Raw genomic sequence first — 26,893 nt, 5'->3', positions numbered from 1 at the left:
GGATGACATGCGAGTCATTCATGCTGTAAAGTTTTGTCACGGTCTTTCTGCTCCAGCGTCAGGGAATCCGGAAGGCGGGAGCGGGCGGCCGGCTGTCCGTTCCGGGCTCAGCCGGAACGGGGACCAAAGGAATAGCCAATGCCGGTAGAGCCATCGTCTTTTCCGCCACTCGCGAATGCGGCGGGTCCCGACGACCCGACCGAGGCCACGCCCGGTGGCGGCCGGGTGCCTGAGATACGCCAACAGGCATCCGAGATCATCGAGGCGGTGCTGTCCGCGTCAGCGCCGGAGCAGGCGGCCGCCCGGGAACAGCTGCGTCAGTGTCTTGCCGCCCATCCCGACCGGCCGGAAACAGCGCTCTTGGAGCACCTTATCGCCCTTGGCGCCCTGACCGAATTTCCTCCCAGGGGCCGGCGCGATGCGCCCGAGGACGGTCGAGCCACGTATTCTGGCCCGGGCGGGAGCGTCCATTCGCGGATCGAGGCGGTGCTGCAGGACAGAATGCTGTTGACGGCCTTCCAGCCGATCCGTGACCTCTCCAACGGGGAAGTCGTCGGCGCGCAGGCCCTCACGCGGTTTCTTGGCGACACCGGCAACCAGCCTGCGGACTGGTTCGCCGAAGCCAGGGATGCGCGGCTGGGAAGCGATCTTGAATTCGCGGCAATGGAATCGGCCCTCGCCGCAGCCAGAATCCTCCCGGCCCAGCTGTACGTGGCTCTGAAACTGTCCCCGTCCACCTGCCTGGACCCTCTCCTGCCGGGGTTCCTGCAGGAATCGGCACTCGCCCCTGCGCGCCTGGTCCTGGAACTCACCGAGGCCCTGACCAGGGAGCAACCCGCCGCGCTGCTCACGGCTTTGGCTCCGCTGCGAAGGAGCGGAGTCCGTCTTGCCCTTGATCATGCCGGCTCGTACGTCACGTCGATCCGGCATATCAGGCAGCTCCGGCCGGACATCATCAAACTGGACCGCAACCTTGTTGCCGGCATTGCTACGGACCCGATTCATTCATCCTTGTGTGAGGCAATGATCGGGTTCGCCGATCATATCGGTGCCGTCGTGATCGCCCAGGGCATCGAAACCTGCGCAGAACTGGCGGCAGTCACGGGGCTAGGCATGACCGCCGGTCAGGGCTATTTGCTGGGCGCGCCCACCACCCGGCCGGAGGACTGGAACGGGTGGACCCCTGCCGGGCAGGAAGCACGGTCCTTTACAAATCCGGACGGTAGCCTGCGGTCCTGACCCGCCGACGAAGGCCCATTCCCCGTCCGGATGCCTGTGACGATATTTGCTCGCTCGTCCTGTACGAGCCGGTCGCATACATGGGCAGGCGGAGCAAGAGTCATCCAGGGCTTACGGGTCATAGGTCGATCCTACCGACGGGCTTCTTTCACCGGACCCGCCCTCCGCCCGCCCGGCAATGTTTTCGCAACGCCATTGTGCGGTTGCCTCAGTCCCCCTCGCAGCCAGTAAGCCGGTCCCTCACCGGGGCACGTGATCAGGTGGCATCTGCCGCTGCTATCGGCTCGCGGATTGCCGTCTTCCATCCCCAGACGCGGTGCCGAGTACCCCCCGCAAGCTCTCGGTGGTTCAATGCGAAGGCGGTCGGCACACCAGAGCTATTCGCGACGACTTGCAGACCCCCTCAGTGAAAAGCTCAATTCGAGTTAGTCCTTGCTCCGTGACTGGCAGTCAGTTCAACAACTGGCAGGCAGGCCCAACGCACTCCCTCACAAGGAACTGCGATGACATCCCCCTGCTCCAGCTCTCCGCTGGTTCTTGGGCTGAATGGGAACTGGCGCTTGGTCATGCTTGAAGTGTCCCAGAACAACCGAAGTCGCCGGCCAAAACACGCGCTCCCGGCTTGACTCCGTCACTTCTCCAAGACGCTCATCGTTGCCCCCCGCGCCCGTTAGCCGGTCCCCCGCCGCGACGCCATCCGCCCGCACTGGCGCTGTGAGAGATCCGAAACAAATATTGGAGACCTTGATTCGCGTACACCCCGCCCGAAAAACTGTCCCGCTCAGGGTGGACAATCGCGACAGTGGAACCCTGTCCGCGCAGATCACTGGGCTACGCCCGGGTCTCCTCCACTAACGAAAGGACCCTACAGCGCAACGCAATGCGCTTATCGGCTGGGTATCCCCCGAGGGCCCGATCTATTGCGACAATGACTGACCCACAGGAAAAACGGCCAGGACCAAGCGAAAGCCCTGGCGGCTGTCCGAGCCGGCGACTCCCCTTGTCGTCACCAAACCCGATAGGTTCGCCCGGCCCCTACCCGATGCCCGAGAACATCATCGAGGTCATGACGAGACTTTCCCAGGATTTCCGGCAGCCTGCAGGGATGACCATGACGATTTGATCCCAAGTTGCAGCAAGTCATGCAGTTCCAGGCGCTCCCCGCCATGAAGGAGTACAGAGCAACACCGCTGTCCAAGCCAAGAAAAGGAGCCGCCAGACCAGCCGCCAGCAACAAAAATGGTCCCCCGCAGGGGACCATCAAAGGAGATTTGTACACATTCAGCGGCCCACAAGCCCCTGAACAGGTAAAACACGTGCCCGAGGTGGGACTCGAACCCGTATCCCGATGGCGTCAGGTAGGGGAAAACGCCTACATTCCAGTCCGCACGAGTGTCTACGAGTGTCAACGACACGCAAATTTGATGACGCCGTCAACAGCCGTCAACGGGCACGCAAAAGGCCCCCACCATCAGGTGGGGGCCTTCCTTTTGGCGACGTGAGCCAGTTAGCGACATTGCGCCCAACACGGCCAGCGCACTTGCTCACGTACTTACCTGCCGTTTCGGGCCACAGGGTTAGCGGTAAGGGTTGTCCTTGACAGGCTCCCAAGCATTACCGGATTGGTTCAGTCGGATCTCATATTTTGCGGCCTCACATTCATCCCACGCCTCAGCCTTCGCGTCACGCAGCATGTGCGGGGCTGCGGCTTCGAGGGCGGCGCGCATGATTTCCTGCCACTGTCCAGGAGAGGCATAGTCGTACCAACTCTCGTGCAAGGTGCCCGCCGCCGCCTCGACCGCAGCTTCCGGCACCCTCATAGTTTTCCTATCGTCGCGGAGTCGTCCAATGATCGAGTCAGGGTGCGCGCGTGATTCCCACGCCTCAACCGCCTCATCCGGGATCACTTGGCAGCCCCATCCTCATTGAGTTCGGCCAACGTGCCCCCGGCGCCCCCAGTGAGCTTGCTGATCGCCTTGCCCGGCCTTGTGTAGTCGATTTCTGCGATGGGGTCGAACGCCCACCATTCGGACCCGTCATATTCACACCGCCACATCCGCCGCCCGTCGCTGAACATAACGATTAGGTCAGTTGCGACCTCCGAAGACCCGTAGGCGCTGTCATATTCGACATTCGCCAATTGCGTGAACTCATCCCAAGCGCAGCGATATTCTGCATCTCTCGAGCCGACAAAGACGATGTCTGCGACCTCATGGCCGGAATCTTGGATGGCGGACAGGGTCTCAGTTAGTAAGTTACTCATACCCCCTATCCTACCCTGAAACACTCCCCGCGCACAGTGTTTTTAAGTATCTATCCACCCAAGCAAAAGAGGCCCCCAAAACTAGGGGCCTCCTGCGCTGGGGGTCACGCGCCGACGAGCATCAGGCGTAAGCGTGGTGGAGCCAAGTTGCGCGGAGGTCATGGGCGCGGACATAACGGCCTAAGCCCTCACCTTGGGCCGCTTCCACAGCGCGGCCCCATGCAAACAGGTGAGGCATCTTGTCCACGTCGCCAAGCTTCAACCCAAGAAACCTCATCCTGTCAAAAAACTCCACCGAGCAAGCCGGGAGATTCTTGCAGATAAGCGCGTACTCATCATCCGTGACAATGTCCATGCGGGCCATCCTACAACGCGCCGACGAGCTGCCGTGCCGGGTACCTTGCCTCAACGATGGGGCACAGCCGGCACGTCAAGCAACCAACAGCCTCAGCCTGCGCATCCGTTAGTGTCGCCGCACGATCCATCAGAACCTGCCGCGTCACACCAAGACCACGCGCAACCTGGGCGAGCGACTTACCCTGACACCGCGGGCCGTCCTCACGCAGGTTGCTGTCGGGAAGGAGGCGGCGGGCAGTCTCATACCGGACCATCATCTCAACCGCCTCAACCTGGATAGTCGAATGGCCGAGCTCGATATGGACTTCCTCGTGGACGATGGCGCAGCGCTCCTGCACCTCGTTAAGCCTGTCGTCAACCCAGATGTCAACACCATCAGTACGGGCCGCGACACCATCAGGCATCCGCGTTTTGTATACCACCGTCAAACCAAAAACCCCCAGCAATAGAACGTTGTGTCGGCCACTGCATAACCGGCATACGAGAAGCGTAAATGACAGCGGTGACATTTTTAGCACCGGAGCCGCCTCTAATGGATCCTTGGCGCGGTCGGTTTAATCACACAGCCTACTGACGGTTAGTGCACTAACGGTTGGCTTGCGCCGATCCTGCGCCAAACCTGCGGCTAGTCCTCGGGGTGCTCGTCTTCTTCCAGGTGCTCAACGTTCGTTGACGCAGCGAGCCCGAACATGTCACGCACACGGGCCTCCATCGGCGACGGAACCTGAGACAGGCGGCGGGTCAGTTCCGCGATTAGTTCAGCGTTCGTGAGTAGAGCCGCACCCTTGATCCCACCAGCCGCCGCAATGTGCAAAGAATCCTCAGCGTCAACTTCCTCCATGGTGATGTCGCTGGCTTTGCGATCAACCATCCTCATGATGTCTTCGATCACGCCGAGCCGCCACCCGAGGGCCTTCTCCATGCGCCGCTGGTTCGTGCCAGAAGGAAGCACCCGACCGAACTCGAATTGTGTGATCGTTTTATCTGACCCCATGCCGGCTTCCTTCGCGAACGTCGGCCTCCCCAGGCCGATCTCCTCACGACGCTGCTTAGCCAGCCGACCCAGCTGCCGAAGCAGGGCCCCATGCCCGAACTCCGGCACAGACTCACCACTCATCTCTAGGGCCTTCCGCACACTGGCGACCTTCCCTTGCGGGACATCCTTCGTCCCATTCTCCCACTCAACTACCGCGCTCATAGTGACTCCCGTTTTATCGGCTAGTTCCTGGACGCTCATCCCCAGCGACTCGCGGTATGAACGGATCTCGTTTGCTCCGAGGCTGTTCATGCTCATGATCTTTCTCCCCATGCGTTGGTCTGTAAATACTTCGCGGTACTCGTTTTCCCGCGTGCCGCTACCTAGAAACACTCAGCCGGCGCTCATTCCGTTTTGCTGAGGTACTTAGTTCTGCGCTGGCCACAGACTTGCAAACAATTCTGAGTATCCGCAATCAGGCGCCCTGAGTACCGTACGCGATTAATCGGCGTATCCCATGGTCATAGGGCATTCGAATATGTATTCGAACAGTACCCCTGATACCCAGTACTGGCGCGGAATTTGAGAATGGATACTGGAAGATACCCAACTTAGGGTTGACAGGATACTCAGCGATACTGCATGGTTGATCCATGAGCAAAGTACAGATGAGTACCCGGGAGACTCACACCGCATATGACCCGGAAGATGTCCGCATTGGCCTGACCCTTCAGGCACTCATGCACCGCGAAGAAATCAACGAAGAAGGCTTCCTGGTCCTCCGCAAGATCACCCATAGCGACATGGCGAAGAACATTGTCCTCAACGGCAAGCGTGGGGTTCACAGGACCTACATCTCGCAGCTCTGCAACGGCGCCAAGCACATGAACAACGACATGCTCTACGCAATCGCCCGCTACCTAGGGGTCAATCCGAAAGCCATCAAACGCCCCGACATGGAGCACGCAACACAGTTCGCGGCCTAGTGATGGAACAGCAATTCATCACCATCGATGAGATCGCGGTCATGTTCCGCATCAGCCGGAGCACCGCCTACCGATTCAAGAAGCGCGACAACTGGCCGAGTCACAGGTTCGGAACCGAGATCCGTTTCAGTCCCGAAGATGTAGCAGCCATCCAAGCGAAGTACGCGCAAACCCCCGCACCAGAACGCCGGACACCACGCATCGGCACACGAGCGAACAAGAGGAACAACAAATGAGCACTGGTAAGCACCGCACGACTTGGACCGCCGAACGTTTCCGCGACGACCTTTTGCGGTCGGTACTTGTCCCGTCCGGTAAGCGCGTTGACCTGACGAAGGGGTTCCGCAAGTGAGCGCCCGCCACGAACTCGGACGGATCATCTGGGAGACCTCGCACCACGACGAACAGACGATCTCCGCAACCGGCGCGAACATCGTTGCCGACGCAGTCCTCGCCGCGGGCTACTCGAAGCCGCGCACGATCACTACCGAGGCTGAACTTGATGCACTGCCGGTCGGGTCTGTTATCCGAACCTCTGGGGTCGAAGACGAATGCGATCCGCGGGTAGCAGTAAAGGCTGCGTTCTGGCACAACGAATCGGAATGGTTCACCGCGGACGACTCCGAGTGGTGCCTCAGTTCAGACGAGCTTGATGACCTCCCCGCAACTGTCCTCTACACCCCGAAGGAGTCCTAATGACCCCCGCATCCGATATGCACGCCCGCTGGTTGGTCCGTAAGTACGCACAGCAGCACGTAGCCGAAACCGGGTGGGCTGAAACGTCAGCTTCCTGGATCGCACGGGCCCGACGCACGCAAGCAGCGATGAACGCGGCGCTCGGGGCAAGGGTGAACGGGGCCGACCTGAACCAGCTCATCACCGACTTTGAGGAGTTGGAAAGCCTCGAGTGTGGCACCCACCCCGACCTGACCGTCAACAACGCCGGCACCATCGACAACACCGGCGAACTCACCGACCGCATCAACCAGCAAATCAACGCGACCATCACCGAACTCCTCGCAGCAGCCGAACCCATGAGCCGAGAGAAGGTGCTCGCGTGAAGCCTCGATTCGTTATTCGCAAGAACAGTGGCGATCCGGATTTCCCGTGGGCGCTGCGTGATCGGAAATGCGTCAACAACGCTGCACACGACCTCACCAATTCGAGCTATGACGGATCCTGCTGGGGACTATGCGACGCCTACATCCGCTGGGAATCCGCCATCTTAACCGTTCAGCGGAACAGCAAATGAGCGCCCTGGTCCTCCTCCTCGGAACCGTCTACTTCGGCATCCAGTCGGCCCGCCTCATCACACAACCAACCAGGAGCAAGCAATGAGCGAAATGGAACGCGTCAAGGAATACCTCGCAGGATTCGGGCTCGTGTCAGTCGGAATCTCCACCGTCGAAGAATGGCAGTTCCTCAACGATGACGGCTTCTGGGTCAAGGCCAACCCGAACTGCCCCGAGGAATCGGCCCGCAACAACGCCAAGTATTACGGGACTAACAAGGTCCGTTCCCGCGAAGTCACCTACACGGATTGGAAAGAATCATGAGCCACTTGCCCACCTGCCGCACCCGCGTCGAAAGGTTCGGCCTGCTGACCGTCCACTACTCGGAGCCGGACAAGAACTGCACCGACAAATCCCACCACGACGCATACACCGAGGAGAACCAGTGAACCAGAACCCGCGCAACTCGACCGTCACGGCAACGAAAACGTTCCGACACCAACACGTCCTCAACGACGTCCAGCGGGACGAGGAAGCCGAAAAACTCGCCCTCACCTACATGAACAAGTACGCGCCGGATCTCGTCGGCATGGTTCTTGGGCACGTGCTATGACCCCGGACCCGAACGACCCGACCGAGCAGGCCGCGTTCCGTGAGCGCGACCACCTCGCCCGAATCCAGGACCTCGCCCGCCGAGGATGCGGACACAACTGCCTATGCAGGCAAGACGACGCCATGACCACGCCCATTGATCTGGAGGACCTAGGATGACCGTTACCACCACCGGCATTTACGACGGCATTACGAACGCCGCCTACCACCGTGACCCGGCACTCGGCAGCACGTCCCTGAAGACGCTGGCAACGAAGACACCCGCCCACTACCAGCACGACCTGACCCACCCGAAAAGCTCGGACGCCTTCACCCTCGGCACCGCGGCGCACTCCTGGATCCTTGAAGACGATATCTCCAACATCGTTGTGGTCACGGCTGATAGTTGGCTGACCAAGGCTGCGAAGGAACTCAAAGCCGCTGCTTTGGCTGAGGGCAAGCAGCCGCTCCTTAGCAAGGAGTGGACGCAGGTATCCGCAATGCGTGACGCCGTCATGGATCACCCGGTAGCTGGGAAGTTGTTCAGCGGGCACAAGGCTGAACAGTCGGTGTTCTGGGATGAGGATGGGCTCGCGTTGAAGTGCCGCCCGGACGCATGGAAACCTGGACTGCTTGTTGACCTCAAGACGACCATCGACGCGGACCCCAACGAGTTCGGGAAGACCGCCGCTAAGTTCGGCTACCACCAGTCAGCCGCGCACTACATCGACGGCGTCAAAGAAGCGACCGGCGAAGAACTCCCCTTCCATTTCGTGCTGGTTGAGAAGACGGCGCCCTACCTTGTGTCAGTGGTCGAACTCGATGACGAAGCCGTCACTATCGGTCGCGCTCTCAACGACCGGGCAAAGCGCATCTACCGCGAATGCACCGAAAGCAACACCTGGCCCGGCTACCCCACCGCTGAGCCCATCAGCCTCCCACTCTGGGCCATCTACAAATCCGAAGACATCCTCGGCATCGTCCACGACATCGAAATGGAGCTCTAAGCATGGATCTGACCGAGAGTATCGCCCCGAAGTCTGACCAGCTCAACGCTGACGACCTCATGGCGGGCCCCGTGACCGTGACTATCCGGGAAGTCGCTAAGGGTAGCCCGGAGCAGCCTGTGGATGTGCACCTGGTTGAGTTCCCGGGCCGCGCTTACCGCCCGTCCAAGAGCATGCGCCGGGTGCTCGTGTCGGCGTGGGGGGCAGAGGCGAGCACGTACGCCGGGCACCGCATCACCCTGTTCCGCAACCCCGAAATCACGTTCGGCAGGGACAAAGTCGGCGGCATCGAAATCAGTCACCTCAGCCACATCCCCAAGCCGCTGACCGTGGCACTCACCGCAACCCGTGGGAAGCGCAAGAACTTCACCGTCGCGCCGTTGGCCGAGGTCGCGAAGCGCGACTTCCTGGCTGAGGCTGAGGCGGCGAACGGTGACAAGGCCACACTCCGCGCGCTGTGGACCGCCGCGAAATCCGCCGGCGAACCCCAAGCCGTACTCGACACTATCGCTGCTATGGTGGCCCCCGATGAGCCCGCGCAGGTGTAACTGCGGCAAGGTCCGGTCCTCGAGCCTTGACGAAGCCCGCCAACTCCACGCCCGTATATGGGCGGCAAGGGGCGGGGAAGCTCGGGTCAGGTTCTACCCCTGCTCGCACGGGTCATACCACTGGACAAGAATGCTTGAACCCATCCAATAGAAGGAACGAATGAAAACCCGCACCATCACCGTCTATTCGAAGCCGCGCTGTGTTCAGTGTGACGCGACGAAGCGTTGGCTTGATAAACGCTCAATCCCGTACACCCTGATCGACATCACGGAATCACCCGAGGATGCGGAGGCTGTGAAGGCTCTCGGATTCCAGCAGGCCCCCGTCGTCATCGTCTCCACGGGTGACGCCGAGACTGACCTCATGTGGTCCGGCTTCGAAATCAACAACCTCAACAAGTACGTCCACACCACAGAACAGGCAGCATAACTATGAGCAACACATCAGCCCGCTTTGCAACCTACCCCGGCGACACCACCCACATCATCGGCGAAATCAAAGGGCCGAACACCTGGGGCGAACGTCTCACCGCAGTCACCGCCGATTACGACCCTGCCGCCGACCAGACCCGCGTCGGATTCGCCTACACCACCACCAACGACATCGAAGCGAGCAAGTAAACATGGCTAACGAAACCATCATCACCGTCATCGGCAACCTGACCAGCGATCCGGAGCTGCGGTTCACCCCCAGCGGTTCTGCCGTCGCAAACTTCACAATCGCATCCACCCCACGCACGTTCGACAAGAACAGCAACGAATGGAAGGACTGCGAAACCCTGTTCCTGCGCTCATCGGTCTGGCGTGAGGCTGCGGAGAACGTCGCCGAATCGCTCACCAAGGGCATGGGTGTCATCGCTCAGGGACGCCTCAAGTCCAGGAGCTACGAAACCAAGGAAGGCGAAAAGCGAACCGTCATCGAATTCGAGGTGGACGAGATCGGCCCCAGCCTCAAGTACGCGACCGCCAAGGTCGCCCGCAAGCAGAAGGGCGGCGGCTTCAGCAACACGCCCACCTCCACAGACAACTTCGCCGCACAGCCCGCAGCGTCCACCTGGGGCAACGGTCCCGCGGATCCGCCGTTCTGATCCGCCACGTTTTTTCTTAAGCACCAAGGTACTTAAAGATACTTAGTTCATGAAGCATAATTGAGTAGGCGCCCCGTCTTCGGGCGGGGCGCCACACAACTTTAGGAGCACCCAATGAGCCCGTTCCACCTCAGCGTCAGCGACAACATGCGGGCCCTTGTCCGCTGGCACACAACGAACCACCCCCTCACCACATGGGCTACCTGTCCTCATAGCCCGTGTGACCACATGGACCCCGAGTTCCGCAAGTGCTGGAGGGGCGAGTAATGGCATACAAGTACAGCGGATCAACGTTCGTTGAGGATGAGCCGGTCATTGTCAGCGGTTGCGGCACGTACGCCGGATACCGGGCACACCTCCGCAAGGACGAGGACACCTGCCGGGACTGCAAAGACGCCGCCAACTCCTACTGGCGCAACAACTACGAACAACGCAAAACCCGGGGCCGCAAAGTCTTCCAATTCACCCCCGACAAATGCGGCACCAACGCAGGATACGCACGCCACTACTTCTACAAACAACCAGCCTGCGAACCGTGCCGCAAAGCAGCAGCACAATACATGGCCGACTACCGAGCAAGGAAGGCAGCATGAGCAACTACCTACCCGGCGTATCAAACGTCAAGGATCTGAACCAGAAGCTGAAAGAGTACCGCGAGGTTGAGCGGCAGATCGAAGACGCCATCCTGGAGAAGCGCCGCGAACTGGCCCGCATCGAAGCCGCCAAATACAAGCTGAAACACAAAGCCACATACGAGCCGTCACAGGCGGCCATGGACTACTGGGCCGCCAACTGCCTCCGTGTCGCACAGATGCCCCGCCCCATCCACGGCGGACCCGCAGGACTCCGCAGGGCAGCAGCAGAAGCCGCAGCCCACGACGCAGGGAAGAAAGCAGCATGATCCCCCTGCAAATCTTCGAGAAGCACCCCGCGGCGGACGCATACCGTGTCGGCGGGTTCTACTCCCCCTACGCGCTCGTTAGTCAGGACAAGCGGTTCACGAATGCCGAGCTGGCCGCGGAATTTCACAGTGCACGCGCCGACTATATCGAGGCAAGCAATCACGAAAGCCTCACCTACTGGACGCCGCTCGGAGTGGAAGAAGACGCAACCGCAGTGACAGCCAGCAAGCGAGCAACCACCATGCTCCGCTTCGAGCACCTCCCCCACGCCCACGAAACGGACTACCAATGAGCACCCCACTGAAACCCTGCGGAACATACGCCGCATACCGACGCCACCACCAAGCCGGCGAACCACCATGCGAACCCTGCACAACCGCCAACCGCGAATACCGCGCAAACCTAAGACGCGCGAACGGCATCAACGCCAACACCAAAGCAGCCGACCTCATCGAAGACATCACCTTCCTCCTCAACGCCGGCGAAGGAGAACACGCCATCCTCAAAGCCACCGGATACACCAACAACCCCGCCTCACTCCAAAGGCGCCTCCAAAAACACGGACGCAACGACCTCTACAACCGCGTTGTCAACAACTGGGAACTGGCGGCATGAATGGCTGACAAAAGAGCGTTCGCCCAATTCGACGTCGGCTACCTGGACAACCCGAAAATCATGGAAGTGTTCGATGAATCACCCATCGCGATCCTCATGCACTTCGCCTCAGTCCTGTACTGCGCGCAGCACCTCACGGACGGGGTTATCACCGCGAAGCCGATGCAACGCAAGGTTGGCGGCACGAACGGTGACGCGGACCTGTTGGTCGAGCGGGGACTATGGCACCCACCAGGGCACGGCTGCGAATACTGCCCGCAACCGGACGCGGGGAAGGTCTACGTCCATGACTACACCGAGCACAACCGCACCTCAGGCGGGGTGAAAAGGTCAGCGGAGGCCGGCAAGAAGGGCGCCGCCGCACGATGGGGCAACAAAAATGCGGACCCTAATGCGAATCGCATGCGAACCGCATACGAATCGCATAGCGATCCGCAATGCGATTCTGACGAAATCGCAATGGCTAGAGAGAGAGAAAGAAAGAGAGAAAGAGAAGAAGCTAAAGCTTCTTCATCGGAGCCGTCCCGGCCCGACGTGGAACAGGTCATCTCCTCCTTCTCTGAGCTCCTCAAAGCCAACGACGTAAAACACAAGCCGGGACAGGCGTGGCGGACCGCGGCAAGGTTGCTGATCGACAAGGACGGGTACACGCCAGAGCAGATCCTCTACGTTGCCAGGTTCGCCACGACGGACGAGTTCTGGAAATCGAACATCCTCTCCATCCCCAAGCTGCGGGAAAAGTTCGAGGCCTTGAAGATCAAAGCCCAAGCCCACAACAACCCCCAACCGCAGCGCATGGACCACAGCGCGAGGGCCCGGGCGAAAGAGGCGGACATGCTCGCCAGGTTCAACGCGCAGAACGATCAGCCATTCCTAGAGATTGAGGGTTAGCCGTGCAGGTTCAGGAAGTTATTTCGATGCTCCGGTGGATCAACGAGGGTGATCCGCGGGTGCAGTTCAACGATTCGGCGGTGGAGTTCTGGCACTACTCGCTGCGGACGGTTGACGCGGCAGTCGCTAAGCAGGCGGTCCTTGAGCACGTTCGGCAGCATGAGGCCATCGCAGTGACGCCGGCAGCCATTGCTAAGCGGGCCGGCAACATCAAGAGCAGCCGTGACGCAGGGCAACGGGCCATCGAGGCTAACCCGAAGCAGTCCAGGGTGCATCCCATGTCGTGGCGGTCGCGGAACCCGGAGGAATGGGATCGGCTCGTAGCTATCGGCGCTGCTGACCGCCGCCGGGAACTCGGGTTGCCTGAGAGGGGCGCCGCATGATGCCCTCAGCGGCTCCCTGCTGCCCACTGCGGTACTCAAAGGTACTTAGCGGCCCAAGTACTCACCCGACAAAAACTAGGCCAGTACAGACGAGAATGGAAGGTTTCACCAAATGAGCAACAACACCCCCAAGCTCTTGGACCTCTTCTGCGGTGCCGGCGGTGCTGGTCGCGGCTACATGGATGCCGGGTTCGACGTAACCGGCGTGGACATCGCACCCCAGCCCGACTACCCCGGAACGTTCATCCAGGGTGACGCACTCGCCTACCTCGCAGCCCATGGCCACGAATACGACGCCATCCACGCATCCCCACCCTGCCAGGCATCATCAGCCCTCACCAAAGGCACGAACAAGGGCAAGGAATACCTAAACCTCATCCCCGCAACCCGCGCCCTCCTCGCACTCCACAACAAACCCACCGTCATCGAGAACGTCCAAGGATCCGACCTACGCCGCGACCTCACCCTCTGCGGCGAAATGTTCGGCCTCGGGGTAATCCGGCACCGCTACTTCGAGGTGTCCGGGTTTGCCGCGTTGCCGCTCGAGCACAAGGCCCATCGTGGACGCGTTGCCGGCTGGCGTCACGGCGAATGGTTCGACGGGCCCTACTTCGCGGTGTATGGAGACGGTGGAGGCAAGGGCACCGTTGCGCAGTGGCAGGAAGCGATGGGCATGACGTGGACTGACAACCGCAAGAGCATCGCCGAGGCAATCCCGCCGGCGTATACCCGCTTCATCGGCGGGCAGATCATGACCCGGCTCGAAAGCGAAGCCTCGATTAAGGAACTCGCAGCATGACCGCCTATCACCGCCAGAAGGGCAGCAGCTTTGAGCGTCTGATCGCGGACTACCTGAAGGCCAATGGTTTCCCGTTCGCTGACCGGCGCGTCAAGAACGGCGCGAAGGACCGCGGGGACGTCGGTGGGGTTGGGACTGATGCGGGCCGGCTGGTGCTCGAGTGCAAGAACACATCGAAGATCAGCCTCGGAACCTGGGCAACGGAGGCCGAAACGGAGCGGGTGAATGACGAAGCCCTCGCCGGCGTCATCGTCCACAAGCGTCACGGCAAGGGTAAGGCAGGTCAACAATGGGTCACTATGACCGTTGATGATCTAGTAGCCATCCTGACAGGCAAACGCCCTTAACTTTCCCCTGCTGGGCACTTAAAGTTACCCAGCATATCAGGTATAATTAGGTATCGCCTCGCCTTGCGCGTGGGGCACGAAATGGAGATGAGCACCATGAACGAACCAACCCGAACTTTCATCGGAGAAAACATTGACGGCGGCGAACGTGTCACCATCGAGCACTTCCCGGCATACGGCGAAGTATGCATCCGGGTCGGCGGCGTGCTTGTAGCGACCGTCGATGCCTCGGAGTTCTTCAGCGAATTCGCGTACGTCGCATGACCATCATCGATGAGCTGATCACGTTGGTTGACAATTTGGCTGACGATGGCCCGAACTACATGGACGTCCGGGCGATCAAACGGATCACGCACCATTTGGCGAAGATCGCCGAGAACCTGGAGGCCGCGAAGTGAGCGACTATAAACACCTGATCTCGCAGGCCGGCGGGGACGGGGACGGGGACGTGCTCGACCAGATCCAGCGCAGGGCAGACAAGGCGACGGCTGGCCCTTGGAAGCTCTGGGGCATGGATGTTATGTCTGATCCGGTAGGCAATTCCGACTTGGACGATGCGCTGCTGATCGCGAACACGGCAGACCCTGATCGCGGCTTGAGGACATGGAACGCCAACTTCATCGCCCACGCGCGCGCTGACGTCCCCTACCTCCTCGCGCTGGTCCGGGAGCAGGCCGCGAAACTGGAGGCGGTAGGCAAAGTCGCTGATGATCTGGCAATCGATTCATTTCATGAGACGGCGTGCAAGCCCGACTCTGCCGATGTAAAGCTTGAAGCCGCCTCCCACATCCGCGCCGCATTGGAGCCGAAGCCGTGACCGCGGAAATCATGGACGCCGGCACCCTGTTAGCGAACGCGATCCTGACCCGCCGGTTGCGTAAGTGCATCGCGGAAGGATCCCACACGGACGGGGTTTGCGCGAGGTGCGGACAGTGAGTGATCGCACAGTAAACTACGACGCCCTCCTCGCCCGTGAGTCGGAGTCGCGGGAACGGCTCCAGAAGGCCAGGTGCGCGCTCGAACTCATGAGCGGGGCCGGGGTTTACGACATTGGGCGCTTGAAGGAACTACTTGGAACGGAAGGTGGGGTATGAGTCTCTACTATCAAGATGACTTCGTAACGCTCTACCACGGGTCATGCGTAGGCGATGATGCCGAGCCGTGGTGGACAGCCGACGTGCTTGTTACGGATCCGCCTTATGGGATCGCATGGAAGAAGGGGCAGAACAACGCCGCCGGATCCAACGCGCACGCGGGAATCAAGAATGACCACGACGCGTCAGTCAGGGATGCGGCCCTCGCGATCTGGGGCTCAACTCGGCCCGCATTTGTGTTCGGCTCATTCAGGGCGCCGTTCCCCGCGGGCGTGAAGCAGACGCTCGTGTGGCAGAAGCCGGTAGATGCGGGCGTGGTAGGATCCACAACCGGCTACCGCACTGACACGGAACTGATCTTCCTGACCGGCAAGCACCCGAAGCGCCCACCGTCCAGGTCCTCAGTCCTAACTACGGGCGGCGGGGTATCACGCTACCGAACCGAACACCCCCACTCCAAGCCGACCGGCCTACTGGAGAACCTGATCGAATGGACCACCGGCACAATCGCGGATCCGTTCGCCGGGTCCGGATCAACTCTTGTCGCGGCAAAAGCAATGGGCCGCAAAGCAATCGGAGTCGAACTTGAAGAACGCTACTGCGAACTAATTGCCAAGCGATGCGCTCAAGATGTCCTCGACTTCGGGATGGCATCATGATCTGCAAGTGCGGGTCCGAACTCCCGGACGGCTTCTACCTGTGCGCAACGTGTGGCGAGTCGCTAGCCTACGCACTGGCTGAGGTTGATGGTGTGGTTGAGGTGTTGGATGCGGGTGTTGGTCGGATGCCTGGGGTGGCTGGGTACGGCGAGCGGGTGTCCAGTTCGGGGCCGTTGCATGCGCCGCTGCTCATTAACGAGGCCGTGTTTGATGCGCGGCATGCGCTGCACACTTGGCTGATGCGGACTGGGTTGAGGCTGGCTGAGGTTATTGGGCCGCTCAGTGACAGGAGTTCGCAGGGGCTCGCGTCGTACCTGCTCAGGAACATTGACGCACTCCGCCGGCAAGAGTGGGCGCCCGGGGTAGAAGCTGAGTTGCGCGGGCTGCTGAAGAAGGCGATCCAAGCAACCCAGCCCCCCGGCGAGCGGGTGAGCGTGGGCAACTGTGGCGCGATCATCTCCGACGTTGAATGCACGAACCCGCTGACCCCCCTAAAGGATCAAGACGAGATCCGGTGCAAGGTGTGCGGGACCACATGGGATGTGAAGGCTAGGCAGCGTGACGCTATCGGAGCCTCATGGAACGCCGTAGGCCCACCGCCGCTGATCATCAAGGCCCTTGCTCAGTACGGGATTCATGTGCGGATGTCCTCGTTCAAGAACTGGGTCAAGCTGGGGCACCTCAAGCCGGTTGATGGCGAAGGGCGCAAGGAATACCGGGTCAATGAGGTTTGGGCAGTTGCCAAGCGGATGAAGGAACGCCGCAAGGTTTCATAACGGTACTGTAACGGTAAGTACAATCAAGTACCTTTGGGTATCTTTTTACTCCAAATTGCCGTAACGTAGTGATTAGATGGAATGACTGCCCCAAGAAATATGCAGCTCCTTTAGCCATTAGAACTCCGCGACTGATCCTCGCGGCCTAGTAAGGCCCCGCATCCAGAGTGCGGGGCCTTACGCATACCCTCTGGAGGTTGGAAAATGACAAATCTTAGTGTCGAAGAACGTTTCTGGGCGCGAGTCAACAAGAGCGACGAGTGCTGGAACTGGACAGGTAAGCCAAGAAACAGCGGGTACGGATTCCTCTACATGCTCCCCCCGGGCGGCACGAAGAAGAAGCAGTACCAGGCGCATCGGCTCTCCTATGAACTAGCAAAAGGGCCCATCCCCGAAGGCATGTCCATTGATCACATCTGCCACAACCGGATGTGCGTCAATCCCGACCACCTGCGCCCTGTCACGCACAAGCAGAATCACGAGAACCGCAAGGGCGCATCGTCCGCTAGTCGCAGCGGTGTACGAGGCGTCAGGTGGCGCCCGGGGAAAAATAAGTGGGTTGCGGAAGTAAGGCACTCCGGCAAGCAGCACTACGCCGGGAGCTACGACAGCCTCGCGGAAGCTGAAGCGGCCGTAATTGCCAAGCGAAACGAACTCTTCACACACAACGACTTAGACCGACAAGCAGCATAGGAGAACGCCGTGGCTTACGATCCATCTCGCAGGCCACGGCACCCGGTCGCTGTCGCCGAACTCAACGACAGTGCGACTCTCGCCCAGGCTGCCACCTTCCTGGACGGCACCATCGACACGATGAGCACAGCCGCGGCCCGTCAAGCCGCCATGCACGCGATTACGATCCTCCGCGGTGCATCCCGGAGTCTCACCCCCTAAACCGCAACACCAGAGCAAGGCCAACGCAAGGAGAAGCAAGATGAAAGCAATTGAAGAAATGCACTCACGAATCGATACGCTGACAAGCCAGATCGAACGGGCCAAAACAGACGCCGAAGACCTGCGCGGACAAGCGGCGAAGCTAGACGCACAAGCTGCACTCTGGGCCGCGACTAAGAGCGACTATCAGGCCATTCTCGCCGCCTACGCGGGAAGCACCCGGATTAAATTCACCGCCCCCGCCACCGCCGTCCTAGATCCAGCGCGCCTCGTCGGGCAGAACTTTGGAGTCCGAATCAGCTGACCCCCTAAGTTTGGCGTGCTGGTGAAGCGTGTAAGCCGCGATGTGGGCTCCCCCTTTCCGTGCCGCGCAAGCCCTACCGGCCGCTCATCCGATGGGCTGCCAGTACGCCAATTCATGTCCGCGACCGTGCGCGGCTCAATAAATGCACGGACGGGTTGTAGCTCAAAGGTAGAGCAGTGGTGACCAATAGAGACGCCATGATGCAGGTTCGATTCCTGCCATCCCACTGACGGTGACAGCCCCCGAAGAGCACGCGCCACGAGCGCCCACAGCGGGCAGAGCCAGTAACCGTCTATTCCAACCCCTTGAGCAAGGATCCCGAATGTCACTATGCAAGTATGGTGCGGCGTTGACCGTCAACACGGAAGCCATGACATCACGTCAGGCCGCTAAGTTCCTCGGGATGTCCAAGTCAGCCATCGGGGATCACAGGCGCGGCGATTGCTCATGCAAGGTCGTTGAAGCGCCCGCATCAACTGCCGGCGAATCTGAGACGCACAACGCTGACGGCACCGCATCATACGTTCGCTACAGCGAACGGCCCTGGGGTTACGACGACTACCGCGAGTTCATCCGCTCAACTGGACAGGATCCCGACGCTGTCACGTTCTCCCACGGCTGGACTTCAAACCCCGCGGGCGGATTCTGGAATAAGCTAAATAACGTTCGCCCTATTGCTGGTTCGGGGTCTAACTCTGAATACCCGGCATGGCCTGTTATTCAGCCCGCCGAGCCGGTGAACGTCACTATCGGCGACCGGCCCGCTAAGCCTGTCCGTGATAAGAAGCTTGCACTCAAGGGTGCGGATACGCAGATCGGCTTCCGTCGCCTCGCTGACGGCAGCCTTGACCCGTTCCATGATGAAGCGGCTATGGGCGTGTTCATCCAAGCCGCCACGCAACTACAGCCTGACAAGATCCAGATTCTTGGTGACTTCCTGGACCTAGCCTCGCAAGGCAGGTTCGCTCAGGAAGCCGCGTTTGCGCAGACCACACAGGAAGCGCTCAACGCCGGACACCTGTTCCTAGCCAAACTCAGGGCCGCTTGCCCTGACGCTGAGATCGTTGTCATTGAAGGCAACCACGACAAGCGGATGCAGAACTTCATCGAGGCGAACGCTGTCGCTGCGTTCGGCCTCAAGCGTGCCGGCTTGCCTGACTCGTGGCCTGTCATGAGCCTGCCCTACCTGCTCCGGCTTGATGAACTCAACGTCCAGTACGTTGACGCCTACCCTGCCGCGACAGACTGGGACAACGACACCACCAGGAACACTCACGGGACCAAAGCGAACAGCCGCGGATCCACTACCAGCCAGTACGTGTTCGAACTGCCCCACCTCAACACATGGGCAGGCCACACACACCGGGTAGAAATTACTTACCGCTCAGTTATGGGTGCCCGTGGTGAAGCCGTCGAATCCTACTCAGCCAACCCCGGATGCCTATGCCGTGTAGACGGCGCCGTACCCTCCGTTAACGGGGCCATCGGTGCAGACGGAACACCAGCCCGCATAGTCGAGAACTGGCAGCAAGGATTCGGGCTCGCCTACTACAACGACACCGAATCATGGCCGTCCGTCTACCGCATCCGCAACGGCGTCGCACTCCTCGGCGGCATGGAACTAGCCGCATGACATACCTGCTGCTGTTCCTCTGGTTCCTGTTCTGCCTATCTTGCGTTAGGAGCGCCAATGAGTGACGCGACGCTTAGAACAATCCACGAGGCCATCGCAAAGCACATCGCGGATGAATGCGATGACGAGGTGCTACTGCTCACCGACTGGAATGCAACGGTCGCAGCAGCAATAGCAAGCGACCCGAGCCAGACGCTCTACCTCAACATCGGGGCCGACGCTCCATACCATCACCGACTAGGCCTGATCCATAGAGGGCTAGAGATGCTGGTCAACGGAACCGAAGACGACTGATATTCCACTATCGCATGCACGCGGCTGATTATCAGTCGCGTTTAGATTTGCGCCGGGCAGAAGAATCGCTACCTTACGCCGCCGGGGCAAACGCCTGGTGTCAGCAGGCAAACAGATAAGAGAACGCAACCGAGAGGAAGTGGCTTATCTCCCGCGCAGGGTCACAGCGCACGGCTACCGCTGAGAAGCAGGCAGCCACACAAACTTACGTGGAGAGTAGATGCCGAGGGCTAAGAAGATATGCGCCAAGCCCGGATGCCCCGCCATCGTGGACGCCCGGCTATGCCTACAGCACCGACGCGAAGCAGACAACGCAAGGGGCACCCGCGAACAACGAGGGTACGGCAACGCGCACAGGTCACTTCGCAAGGCATTCATTAAGGAACACCAAGACGGCACGCTGGTCTGCTGGCGCTGCCGAGAGATCATCCTACCCACCGAACCATTTGACCTCGGCCACGACGACACCGACCGCACAATCTATCGCGGAGCCGAACACTCCCACCGCTGCAACAGAGCGGCAGGCGGACGAAAGTCCCACCAATAACTGAACACAAAAGAACCCGCGACTAATTACCGCGGTCAGAAGGCCCCAACATCCTGAGTGTTGGGGCCTTCGCCATTCCTCAGGAGAATACACATGCGCACATGCGCCCTCTGTCAGCAACCCATCCCGTCCGAACGCAGCGGTAAAGCCAAATACTGCACCAGCACATGCAGTCGCACCGCAAACCGGGATGCGGCCAGGCCTTGCGCTGAAGACGGATGCACAAAGAACGTTCGCGCCCGCGACCTATGCTCATCCCACTACAACCAGCAGTACGCGGCAAACCGTCACTCACCGACGATGACGCCATGCTTTATATGCGACAAGCCGGCACTCAAGTTCAGTAGCAACAGCAAGGCTCGCGCATCCGTCTGCTCCGACGAATGCAAGCGCACCCTCACCTTCGGAACCGCATTACCCGAAGACCACTGGGCCAGATGGTACGGCAAGGCAAGCGCATGGGCACCACCTAAGGTCAAGGAACCCAAGCGGGAGATTCCAGCGTTCATCTCCAACTCATGTGACGACTGCGGCACCCGCTTTGTGGAAGCTAACAACCACAACCCAAGTAGCTACTGCTCGAACAGATGCAGCCGACGAGTAGGCAGGCGGGCGCGTAAAGCCCGCGAGCACAACGCACCCGGCAACTTCCGATGGGTTGAGGTTATCCGCATCTGGATCGCAGCAGGCAAGCAGTGCAGCTACTGCGACAAGGTAATGACAGAGCAACCAGACCCGGACCACGTCACTCCGATCAGTCGCGGCGGACGCAATGACCTAGGCAACATAGTCCCATGTTGCCACTCATGCAACGCGGACAAGTGCGACCTGACGCTAGCCGAGTGGGCGACCGAACGCGCCAGGCTAGGCAAGCCGCCGCTCAGGTACTCACTGCCCTATCACGACCCCCGCTTCAAGCACCTGACGCTCGGTGAAGCGACGGGCAATGCATGGAGGCATACCTTGTCCCTCGCCGCCTAACCACCCGGGGACCTACACTCTCCCCCACCCCCTCCAAACCACCGCCGGTGAGCACCCTCGCAGTTCGCGGCACCTGAAATGTCCTTTTGAGAAAGGTTCGCAATGGCTACTTCACGCACTCCCGCGGGCCTCTCTGGCGGCGGTCGCTCCCTTTGGCGGGCTGTCTCTGATGCGCATGAACTTGATCCGGTCCAGGAGGTCACACTGTTGGAGGCGTGCCGCTCGAAGGATCGCCTTGACAAGCTTGATGAGGTGTTGCGGGGCGACGAGGAAACTTGGATGCGCCTTATCAAGGATGACCGTTCGGAGTATCACGAGCTGAAGATTGATTCGGCGCTTGCGTCTGCTAATACGACGGCGAACTTGTTGAAGCAGCTGCTTGCCGCGTTGCGCCTGCCTGATGTTGAGGGTAAGAAGCCTCAGCAGCGGGGCGGGGCTCGTGGCGCGTATGCGGCGACTCCGAAGGCTGCTTCGGGCAAGGTTTCGTCTTTGGATAGGGCGAGGGCTGCCAAGACGGGGGCCTGATGGGTAAGCATACTCGCTGGGCTGGTCCGATGTTTGATGGGCATATCTGCTCTGTCGGCTATGAGGTCCTTGATTGGATCCATGAATATGAGTGCCACGGCGTTGGCGATATTCAGGGCCTGCCGATTGACCTTGATGACGAGATGCGCGAGCACATCATCAAGTGCTATGAGATTGACCCGGCGACGGGGCGGCGCGTGTTTAACGAGGCTGTTTTGTCTCGCCCTAAGGGGCGTGCGAAGTCTGAGCTTGCGGCGCTGATTGTGGTTGCTGAGGCGTTTGCCCCTACCCGTTTTGATGGGTGGGGTGCTGATGGTCAGCCGGTGGCGCGTCCTGTGCGTTCCCCGCTAATTAAGTGTCTTGCGACTGAGGAGTCGCAGGCTGGCAACACGTTCTCGAATGTGGCGTTTATTGCCGGCGAGTGGGGCCAGGACATGCACCCAGAGATTTACGGTGGTGCTGGTGGCGTTCGTCGCTATCAGTCAGCATCGGCTATCTATCTGCCGGATGGCGGCGAGATCCGCGCCTGCACGTCTGGCGCCGCGTCTAAGGATGGCGGGCTGGAAACGCATATTGTGGCGGACGAGACACACCTTTACGTCCTCCCTGAGTTGCGTTCGATGTATGCGACGACTGCCCGCAATATGGGCAAGCGTAAGGATGCGGATGCTTGGATGCATCAGACTTCCACGGCTTACCGCCCTGGTGAGATGTCGGTCTTTGAGACGACGCTGACGATGTGGCGGAAGGGCGAATTGCCTGAAGCGGTCTTTGTGAATCACAAGGAAGCTACGGGCAAGATCGACCTCGGAGACAAGCCGCGGACGATGAAGCAGCTCCGCGAGGTTTACGGAGCGGCGTCTGAGTGGATCGACATGGACCGCAAGTATCGGGATATGCGCGATATTCGCATCTGCCCTGATGAGGAAACCGCTGCACGCTACTTCCTGAACCGGCCCATGTCGTCTAAGGATGCTTGGATCGCTGATGACATTGTGAAGCGCCAGATCGCGCCTGAGGCTGTTGCGCCCGGTACTGATATTGCGTTGGGGTTCGATGGGAGCCTCAACGATGACAGCACGGTCCTTATCGCGTCCCGAATGTCTGACGGGTTCGTGTTCCCGATTGAGATTTGGGCTAAGCCTGAAGGTCCCGCCGGCAACTGGTGGGAGGTTCCGCGGGCCGATGTGCTGGCGAGGATCCGGGAGACGTTCGGCAAGTACAACGTGACCCGCGCCTATATGGACCCTCACGAGTGGCGTTCTGATATTGATGCGCTTGCTGAGGAGTTCGGCGAGCGGGTCTTTCCTTGGACGACGGGCCGGGATAACGCGATGCACGCAGCTCTTGACCGGATCCGCACTGACCTTATGAACGGTTCGCTGTTCCACGACGGGGACAAGGTCATGGTTGAGCACTTTTCTAACTCTTACGTGCGTAACAAGGGCGTTTATCGCCTGGTGCGCAAGGAACACCCGAAATCCGAGCGAAAGATTGACTCGGTCATTGGCGCTGCGTTGGCTTACGAGGCGCGCGCTGATGCTATCTCTGCTGGCTGGACTGCTGTCCCGAAGCGCCGCCGTGTTGTTGTTTCTTAGTCGATGGAGGGCCTGATGGCTGTTTCTGATGCCCTTGTTCGGTTGGATACGAAGCTAGCGGGCCTGATTCCTGGTCTTGACCGGGTTGATAAGTATTTTGAGGGCGCGCAGCCGTTGAAGTACATGGCTCCGGTGATGCAGGCGGAGATTGGCGACAGGGTAAGTCAGCTTGTGCTTAACTGGCTCCGGTTTGGCGCCGAAGCGTATGAGAACCGCCTTGACATTGAGGGGTTCCGCTACCGGGGCGAGTCGTCTAGCGATGAGGAACTGTGGCGGATTTGGCAGGCGAACGGGCTTGATGAGCAGGCGCAGCAAGCTCACCTTGACGCGCTGGTGCTGGGCCGGTCCTATGTGATTGTTGGCAGTGGCGACGAGGACGATTCTGACCCTGTTGTGACTGTTGAGAGCCCGTTTCAGGTGTTTGCTGAGCGGGATCCGCGCACTCGGCGCGTTACTGCGGCTGTGAAGCGTTGGCAGGAGGGCGAGGGCGAGGACGCCGTGCAGCGGGCGACGCTGTACCTGCCGGATTCGACGGAGTCATTCGCGTTCAGCAAGGAGTGGAAGTCAACCGGCAAAGCTGACGACCACGAGCTTGGGCGCGTCCCTGTTGTTCCGTTGGTGAATCGCCCACGGATCCTGCGGCCTGATGGCTTGTCTGAGTTCCAGGATGTCATTCCGGTGGCTGATGCGGCTAACAAGATGGCTACGGACATGATGGTGTCAGCTGAGTATCATGCGATGCCGCGCCGCTGGGCTGTTGGCTTGAAGGCTGATGACTTTGTGGACAAGGACGGCAACGCGATTAGCGCATGGTCGCGTGATACGGGCACGTTGTGGGGTTCTGAGAATGATCAGGCGAAGTTTGGTCAGTTCCAGGAGGCGGACTTGTCCGTGTTCCATAACTCGATCAAGCTGTTGGCGCAGCTCGCGTCTCAGATGCTCGCCCTACCGCCGCACTATCTGTCGTTCGTTGGGGATAATCCGGCGTCGGCTGATGCTATCCGTTCGTCTGAGACTCAGCTTGTGAAGCGTGTGGAGCGGAAGCACACGTACTTCGGCGGGTCTTGGGAAGATGTGCAGCGCCTTGTGTTGCGCTTCAAGAACGGTGTGTGGGATGAGGATGCGAAGACTCTTGAAACGGTCTGGCGCGATCCGTCCACGCCGACTGTTGCGCAGGTTGCTGATGCGACTGTGAAGAAGGTTCAGACGGGCATTGTTCCTGTGGAGCAGGCTCGCATTGATCTGGGTTACACGCAGCAGCAGCGGGACAACATGGTTGAGATGGACGCGCGGGCGAAATCCAACCCTGATATTGCAAACCTGGCACGGTCTATCAACGGGGAGTAACTAATGATCCCTGACGCCGCAGTTGCCCACTACAAGCAGATGCAGTCTTTGCAGGGCCTGGTGGTTATGGCGGCGGCGGATCTGTGGTCTGAGGTTGGCGTTGCGGATCTTACGGGCTCGTGGGCGCGGCAGATTCCGGCTATGGCTTCGGTGTTGTCGGCAGTCCAGTTGAAGGCTGCGACTGCCGGTGCATCGTATGGCGCAGCGACGTTGGCGGCACAGGGATTGTATGAGGCGCCAGAGCATTTTGTGGATCCTCGGGCGTTCGCTGGCGCGGCTTCTGATGGCCGAACCCTCGCGGGGCTGCTCTACTCGCCGGTACCACACACGAAGGCGCTGATTGCGGGCGGTATGGATCCGCGGATGGCGCTTGAGGCCGGCGGGAGGCATCTGACCACGCTGACGCGGACGCAGGTTGCTGATGCCGGGCGTGGCGCTGCTGGGGTTGACGTTGCGACCCGCAAGAATACCGGATTCGTGCGGATGCTGAACCCGCCGTCTTGCTCTCGCTGCTCGGTGCTGGCGGGCAAGTTCTACAGGTGGAACAACGGGTTCGATCGGCACCCTAAGTGCGATTGCGTCCATGTGCAGACGAGTGTCGAGGCTGCGCAGACTGAGGGCTTGATGCACGACCCCTACGAGTACTTCCATTCGCTGTCACAGGCGGATCAGGACAAGGCTTACACGAAGGCTGGCGCTCAGGCTATCCGCGATGGCGGCGACTTGTTCCAGGTGGTGAACTCTCGCCGTGGCATGAAGCCGGGCGGTCTGGTCACGACCGAGGGTGCTACGCGGCGAGGTAACTTCGGCAACACTCGCGGGCCACGCCTGACGCCCGAAGCCATCTACGGCAAGGGCCTTGGTCGCGCTGAGACGCTTCGGGAACTTGAGCGCTACGGCTACATCCTGCCGGGCGGTCAAAACCCACTGGGCGTCATTAGGGGGCAGGCCGAGGGCTTCGGGCAACTGGGGCACGGCGGTACTCGTGTTGGCGCTCGTGAGGCCGTCCTGCGTGCTCGTGAGACGGGCGTCCGGGATCCACTGAGCCGGGCGACGATGACAGCTGCCGAGCGTCGATCATTCGATGCGCAAGCGAACTGGGACGCGGTGCAAGCTGGCCGCAACCCGTTCACGAACCGCAAGGGCGCGAAAGTTACGCCGGAGGTTGCCGCGAGAGTGGAGATGGCATACCGGAAAGAACTTGCCCGCACGGTTGAGTCCCGCGCGCCGCGCGCGGTCATCACCACCGCACCTAAAACGATCCAGACTCCACTGGACGCGGGGTTGAATGCCATCACGTCCGCAAAGACGACCCAGGAAGTTGGGGAAGCGCTTGCTTCCTACAGTTCCGCGAGTGGGCGCGGATTCAGCGTGGGCGGCTTCGATGATGGCAAAGTGAGTATAAGCGCAGCTAAGGAAGTGGCGCTGACTGCGGCAAAGTTGGCAGAAAAGTACCCCGAAGCGGAGTTCTCTGGGGTCTACTTCGGAGAACTGCGCGGAAATGTCGCCGGCAACACACTTGGCGGGGTTGTGCGGATCAATAACGCAAATGCACTCAATGACGCCGCCAGGGCGCGCGCCACGGGGTTTGCGGTTCGCAGTGGGCATCATCATTCCCACGACGCGGACCAAGGGCTTACTTATACGATGACTCACGAGTTCGGGCACGTAATCGACAACATGACGAACCACGCCACAAGGGATGACCTGACCAAGATTAAGGCCGGGCTCCGGTCCGAGCTTAAGGTCAAGGTGAACTCGCCCGAATGGCGCAAGCAGGTATCGACGTATGGCGCAAGCGACAACGCCGAGCTTATTGCGGAAGCATTCGTGGATGTCGAGATAAATGGAGCAAGCGCGACTGAACTATCCAAGCGCATCCATGCGAGGCTCGTGAAGAACCTGAGGGCTAAGTAAGCCCCGAAGGCCCCCACCCGAAGGTGGGGGCCTGGCTAGCGGGTACGGACACTAATCAAGCACTGCCCGAATCGGCAGGCGCCCAAATCCGGAGCTAACT

41 protein-coding genes and 1 tRNA gene are annotated in these 26,893 nt (G+C 60.2%); 37 read left to right on the top strand and 5 right to left on the bottom strand.

Annotated features, from left to right (window positions below):
• Nucleotides 1-138 precede the first annotated feature (138 nt).
• A complete protein-coding gene (locus ACFRJ8_RS14980) occupies nt 139-1,239 on the top strand; it encodes an EAL domain-containing protein (protein WP_377986944.1) in 1,101 nt (366 codons plus the stop codon).
• A gap of 1,577 nt (nt 1,240-2,816) precedes the next feature.
• Here the strand turns inward: ACFRJ8_RS14980 and ACFRJ8_RS14975 are convergent.
• The 5 genes from ACFRJ8_RS14975 to ACFRJ8_RS14955 all read right to left on the bottom strand — a co-directional run bounded on the left by ACFRJ8_RS14975 (nt 2,817) and on the right by ACFRJ8_RS14955 (nt 5,153).
• Nucleotides 2,817-3,053 carry a hypothetical protein gene (locus tag ACFRJ8_RS14975; RefSeq protein WP_377986943.1) on the bottom strand — a complete coding sequence of 79 codons (237 nt, stop codon included), beginning with the start codon at nt 3,051-3,053 and terminating at the stop codon, nt 2,817-2,819.
• 89 nt (nt 3,054-3,142) lie between these two features.
• Nucleotides 3,143-3,502, bottom strand: a complete 360-nt coding sequence (locus ACFRJ8_RS14970; RefSeq protein ID WP_377986942.1) for a hypothetical protein — start codon at nt 3,500-3,502, stop codon at nt 3,143-3,145.
• A gap of 121 nt (nt 3,503-3,623) precedes the next feature.
• Nucleotides 3,624-3,857 (bottom strand): hypothetical protein, encoded by a 234-nt coding sequence (locus tag ACFRJ8_RS14965; RefSeq protein WP_377986941.1) that lies wholly within the window; start codon nt 3,855-3,857, stop codon nt 3,624-3,626.
• Nucleotides 3,858-3,867: 10 nt separating this feature from the next.
• Entirely contained in the window at nt 3,868-4,263 is a 396-nt protein-coding gene (locus ACFRJ8_RS14960; protein WP_377986940.1) for an ImmA/IrrE family metallo-endopeptidase, read from the bottom strand.
• Between the two features lie 221 nt (nt 4,264-4,484).
• Entirely contained in the window at nt 4,485-5,153 is a 669-nt protein-coding gene (locus ACFRJ8_RS14955) for a helix-turn-helix transcriptional regulator (protein ID WP_377986939.1), read from the bottom strand.
• Between the two features lie 335 nt (nt 5,154-5,488).
• On the opposite strand from ACFRJ8_RS14955, the gene ACFRJ8_RS14950 reads away from it, so the two are divergent.
• The 36 genes from ACFRJ8_RS14950 (at nt 5,489) to ACFRJ8_RS14775 (ending at nt 26,793) form a co-directional block, all read left to right on the top strand.
• A complete protein-coding gene (locus ACFRJ8_RS14950) occupies nt 5,489-5,821 on the top strand; it encodes a helix-turn-helix domain-containing protein (protein ID WP_377986938.1) in 333 nt (110 codons plus the stop codon).
• Nucleotides 5,821-6,057 carry a helix-turn-helix domain-containing protein gene (locus tag ACFRJ8_RS14945; protein WP_377986937.1) on the top strand — a complete coding sequence of 79 codons (237 nt, stop codon included), beginning with the start codon at nt 5,821-5,823 and terminating at the stop codon, nt 6,055-6,057. Before ACFRJ8_RS14950 ends, ACFRJ8_RS14945 begins: the two co-directional genes overlap by 1 nt.
• Nucleotides 6,058-6,169: 112 nt before the next feature.
• Entirely contained in the window at nt 6,170-6,517 is a 348-nt protein-coding gene (locus ACFRJ8_RS14940) for a hypothetical protein (protein ID WP_377986936.1), read from the top strand.
• Nucleotides 6,517-6,882, top strand: a complete 366-nt coding sequence (locus ACFRJ8_RS14935; RefSeq protein ID WP_377986935.1) for a hypothetical protein — start codon at nt 6,517-6,519, stop codon at nt 6,880-6,882. The genes ACFRJ8_RS14940 and ACFRJ8_RS14935 overlap by 1 nt, the downstream gene beginning before the upstream one ends.
• Nucleotides 6,883-7,155: 273 nt before the next feature.
• The gene (locus tag ACFRJ8_RS14930; RefSeq protein WP_377986934.1) at nt 7,156-7,377 is read left to right on the top strand and encodes a hypothetical protein; all 222 of its coding nucleotides are present in this window, start codon (nt 7,156-7,158) and stop codon (nt 7,375-7,377) included.
• The gene (locus ACFRJ8_RS14925) at nt 7,374-7,502 is read left to right on the top strand and encodes a hypothetical protein (RefSeq protein WP_377986933.1); all 129 of its coding nucleotides are present in this window, start codon (nt 7,374-7,376) and stop codon (nt 7,500-7,502) included. The genes ACFRJ8_RS14930 and ACFRJ8_RS14925 overlap by 4 nt, the downstream gene beginning before the upstream one ends.
• Nucleotides 7,499-7,666 (top strand): hypothetical protein, encoded by a 168-nt coding sequence (locus tag ACFRJ8_RS14920; RefSeq protein WP_377986932.1) that lies wholly within the window; start codon nt 7,499-7,501, stop codon nt 7,664-7,666. Before ACFRJ8_RS14925 ends, ACFRJ8_RS14920 begins: the two co-directional genes overlap by 4 nt.
• Nucleotides 7,667-7,820: 154 nt before the next feature.
• Nucleotides 7,821-8,651 carry a PD-(D/E)XK nuclease-like domain-containing protein gene (locus tag ACFRJ8_RS14915; RefSeq protein ID WP_377986931.1) on the top strand — a complete coding sequence of 277 codons (831 nt, stop codon included), beginning with the start codon at nt 7,821-7,823 and terminating at the stop codon, nt 8,649-8,651.
• 2 nt (nt 8,652-8,653) lie between these two features.
• Entirely contained in the window at nt 8,654-9,199 is a 546-nt protein-coding gene (locus tag ACFRJ8_RS14910) for a hypothetical protein (RefSeq protein ID WP_377986930.1), read from the top strand.
• Nucleotides 9,200-9,359: 160 nt separating this feature from the next.
• Complete coding sequence (locus tag ACFRJ8_RS14905; protein WP_377986929.1) at nt 9,360-9,629, top strand: glutaredoxin domain-containing protein; 270 nt, start codon at nt 9,360-9,362, stop codon at nt 9,627-9,629.
• Nucleotides 9,630-9,631: 2 nt separating this feature from the next.
• A complete protein-coding gene (locus ACFRJ8_RS14900; RefSeq protein WP_377986928.1) occupies nt 9,632-9,820 on the top strand; it encodes a hypothetical protein in 189 nt (62 codons plus the stop codon).
• A gap of 2 nt (nt 9,821-9,822) precedes the next feature.
• The gene (locus ACFRJ8_RS14895) at nt 9,823-10,287 is read left to right on the top strand and encodes a single-stranded DNA-binding protein (protein WP_377986927.1); all 465 of its coding nucleotides are present in this window, start codon (nt 9,823-9,825) and stop codon (nt 10,285-10,287) included.
• 266 nt (nt 10,288-10,553) lie between these two features.
• Nucleotides 10,554-10,880, top strand: a complete 327-nt coding sequence (locus ACFRJ8_RS14890; protein WP_377986926.1) for a hypothetical protein — start codon at nt 10,554-10,556, stop codon at nt 10,878-10,880.
• Nucleotides 10,877-11,188 (top strand): hypothetical protein, encoded by a 312-nt coding sequence (locus ACFRJ8_RS14885; protein ID WP_377986925.1) that lies wholly within the window; start codon nt 10,877-10,879, stop codon nt 11,186-11,188. Before ACFRJ8_RS14890 ends, ACFRJ8_RS14885 begins: the two co-directional genes overlap by 4 nt.
• Entirely contained in the window at nt 11,185-11,481 is a 297-nt protein-coding gene (locus ACFRJ8_RS14880; protein WP_377986924.1) for a hypothetical protein, read from the top strand. Before ACFRJ8_RS14885 ends, ACFRJ8_RS14880 begins: the two co-directional genes overlap by 4 nt.
• Nucleotides 11,478-11,804 (top strand): hypothetical protein, encoded by a 327-nt coding sequence (locus tag ACFRJ8_RS14875; protein ID WP_377986923.1) that lies wholly within the window; start codon nt 11,478-11,480, stop codon nt 11,802-11,804. Before ACFRJ8_RS14880 ends, ACFRJ8_RS14875 begins: the two co-directional genes overlap by 4 nt.
• Nucleotides 11,805-12,695, top strand: coding sequence for a hypothetical protein (locus ACFRJ8_RS14870; RefSeq protein ID WP_377986922.1), 891 nt, complete (start codon nt 11,805-11,807; stop codon nt 12,693-12,695).
• A gap of 2 nt (nt 12,696-12,697) precedes the next feature.
• Complete coding sequence (locus ACFRJ8_RS14865; RefSeq protein ID WP_377986921.1) at nt 12,698-13,078, top strand: hypothetical protein; 381 nt, start codon at nt 12,698-12,700, stop codon at nt 13,076-13,078.
• 112 nt (nt 13,079-13,190) lie between these two features.
• Nucleotides 13,191-13,877, top strand: coding sequence for a hypothetical protein (locus ACFRJ8_RS14860; protein WP_377986920.1), 687 nt, complete (start codon nt 13,191-13,193; stop codon nt 13,875-13,877).
• Complete coding sequence (locus tag ACFRJ8_RS14855; protein WP_377986919.1) at nt 13,874-14,224, top strand: hypothetical protein; 351 nt, start codon at nt 13,874-13,876, stop codon at nt 14,222-14,224. Before ACFRJ8_RS14860 ends, ACFRJ8_RS14855 begins: the two co-directional genes overlap by 4 nt.
• A gap of 96 nt (nt 14,225-14,320) precedes the next feature.
• Nucleotides 14,321-14,488, top strand: a complete 168-nt coding sequence (locus ACFRJ8_RS14850) for a hypothetical protein (RefSeq protein ID WP_377986918.1) — start codon at nt 14,321-14,323, stop codon at nt 14,486-14,488.
• The gene (locus tag ACFRJ8_RS14845) at nt 14,485-14,622 is read left to right on the top strand and encodes a hypothetical protein (RefSeq protein WP_377986917.1); all 138 of its coding nucleotides are present in this window, start codon (nt 14,485-14,487) and stop codon (nt 14,620-14,622) included. Before ACFRJ8_RS14850 ends, ACFRJ8_RS14845 begins: the two co-directional genes overlap by 4 nt.
• Nucleotides 14,619-15,041, top strand: coding sequence for a hypothetical protein (locus tag ACFRJ8_RS14840; RefSeq protein WP_377986916.1), 423 nt, complete (start codon nt 14,619-14,621; stop codon nt 15,039-15,041). The genes ACFRJ8_RS14845 and ACFRJ8_RS14840 overlap by 4 nt, the downstream gene beginning before the upstream one ends.
• 273 nt (nt 15,042-15,314) lie before the next feature.
• Nucleotides 15,315-15,977 (top strand): DNA-methyltransferase, encoded by a 663-nt coding sequence (locus ACFRJ8_RS14835; RefSeq protein WP_377986915.1) that lies wholly within the window; start codon nt 15,315-15,317, stop codon nt 15,975-15,977.
• Between the two features lie 92 nt (nt 15,978-16,069).
• The gene (locus tag ACFRJ8_RS14830) at nt 16,070-16,753 is read left to right on the top strand and encodes a hypothetical protein (protein ID WP_377986914.1); all 684 of its coding nucleotides are present in this window, start codon (nt 16,070-16,072) and stop codon (nt 16,751-16,753) included.
• 204 nt (nt 16,754-16,957) lie between these two features.
• Entirely contained in the window at nt 16,958-17,446 is a 489-nt protein-coding gene (locus ACFRJ8_RS14825; RefSeq protein ID WP_377986913.1) for an HNH endonuclease, read from the top strand.
• A gap of 9 nt (nt 17,447-17,455) precedes the next feature.
• Nucleotides 17,456-17,647: a hypothetical protein gene (locus tag ACFRJ8_RS14820; protein ID WP_377986912.1), complete on the top strand. Its 192-nt coding sequence runs from the start codon at nt 17,456-17,458 to the stop codon at nt 17,645-17,647.
• Between the two features lie 40 nt (nt 17,648-17,687).
• A complete protein-coding gene (locus ACFRJ8_RS14815) occupies nt 17,688-17,951 on the top strand; it encodes a hypothetical protein (RefSeq protein WP_377986911.1) in 264 nt (87 codons plus the stop codon).
• Nucleotides 17,952-18,102: 151 nt separating this feature from the next.
• Nucleotides 18,103-18,178 (top strand) — tRNA-OTHER (locus tag ACFRJ8_RS14810).
• Between the two features lie 95 nt (nt 18,179-18,273).
• Nucleotides 18,274-19,584 carry a hypothetical protein gene (locus ACFRJ8_RS14805; protein WP_377986910.1) on the top strand — a complete coding sequence of 437 codons (1,311 nt, stop codon included), beginning with the start codon at nt 18,274-18,276 and terminating at the stop codon, nt 19,582-19,584.
• Nucleotides 19,585-19,641: 57 nt separating this feature from the next.
• The gene (locus tag ACFRJ8_RS14800; RefSeq protein ID WP_377986909.1) at nt 19,642-19,878 is read left to right on the top strand and encodes a hypothetical protein; all 237 of its coding nucleotides are present in this window, start codon (nt 19,642-19,644) and stop codon (nt 19,876-19,878) included.
• A 640-nt stretch (nt 19,879-20,518) separates the two neighbouring features.
• Nucleotides 20,519-21,406 carry an HNH endonuclease gene (locus tag ACFRJ8_RS14795; RefSeq protein WP_377986908.1) on the top strand — a complete coding sequence of 296 codons (888 nt, stop codon included), beginning with the start codon at nt 20,519-20,521 and terminating at the stop codon, nt 21,404-21,406.
• A gap of 102 nt (nt 21,407-21,508) precedes the next feature.
• Complete coding sequence (locus ACFRJ8_RS14790) at nt 21,509-21,931, top strand: hypothetical protein (protein WP_377986907.1); 423 nt, start codon at nt 21,509-21,511, stop codon at nt 21,929-21,931.
• A complete protein-coding gene (locus ACFRJ8_RS14785; protein WP_377986906.1) occupies nt 21,931-23,529 on the top strand; it encodes a hypothetical protein in 1,599 nt (532 codons plus the stop codon). The genes ACFRJ8_RS14790 and ACFRJ8_RS14785 overlap by 1 nt, the downstream gene beginning before the upstream one ends.
• A gap of 15 nt (nt 23,530-23,544) precedes the next feature.
• A complete protein-coding gene (locus ACFRJ8_RS14780) occupies nt 23,545-24,876 on the top strand; it encodes a phage portal protein (protein ID WP_377986905.1) in 1,332 nt (443 codons plus the stop codon).
• Nucleotides 24,877-24,879: 3 nt separating this feature from the next.
• Nucleotides 24,880-26,793, top strand: coding sequence for a hypothetical protein (locus ACFRJ8_RS14775; protein ID WP_377986904.1), 1,914 nt, complete (start codon nt 24,880-24,882; stop codon nt 26,791-26,793).
• Nucleotides 26,794-26,893: the final 100 nt, after the last annotated feature.

It is taken from the genome of Arthrobacter sp. NPDC056886 (assembly GCF_042788715.1).
Lineage (GTDB): Bacteria > Actinomycetota > Actinomycetes > Actinomycetales > Micrococcaceae > Arthrobacter.
Note: the sequence above shows the minus strand (reverse complement) of the source record. Positions and strands in the feature narration are given on the sequence as shown.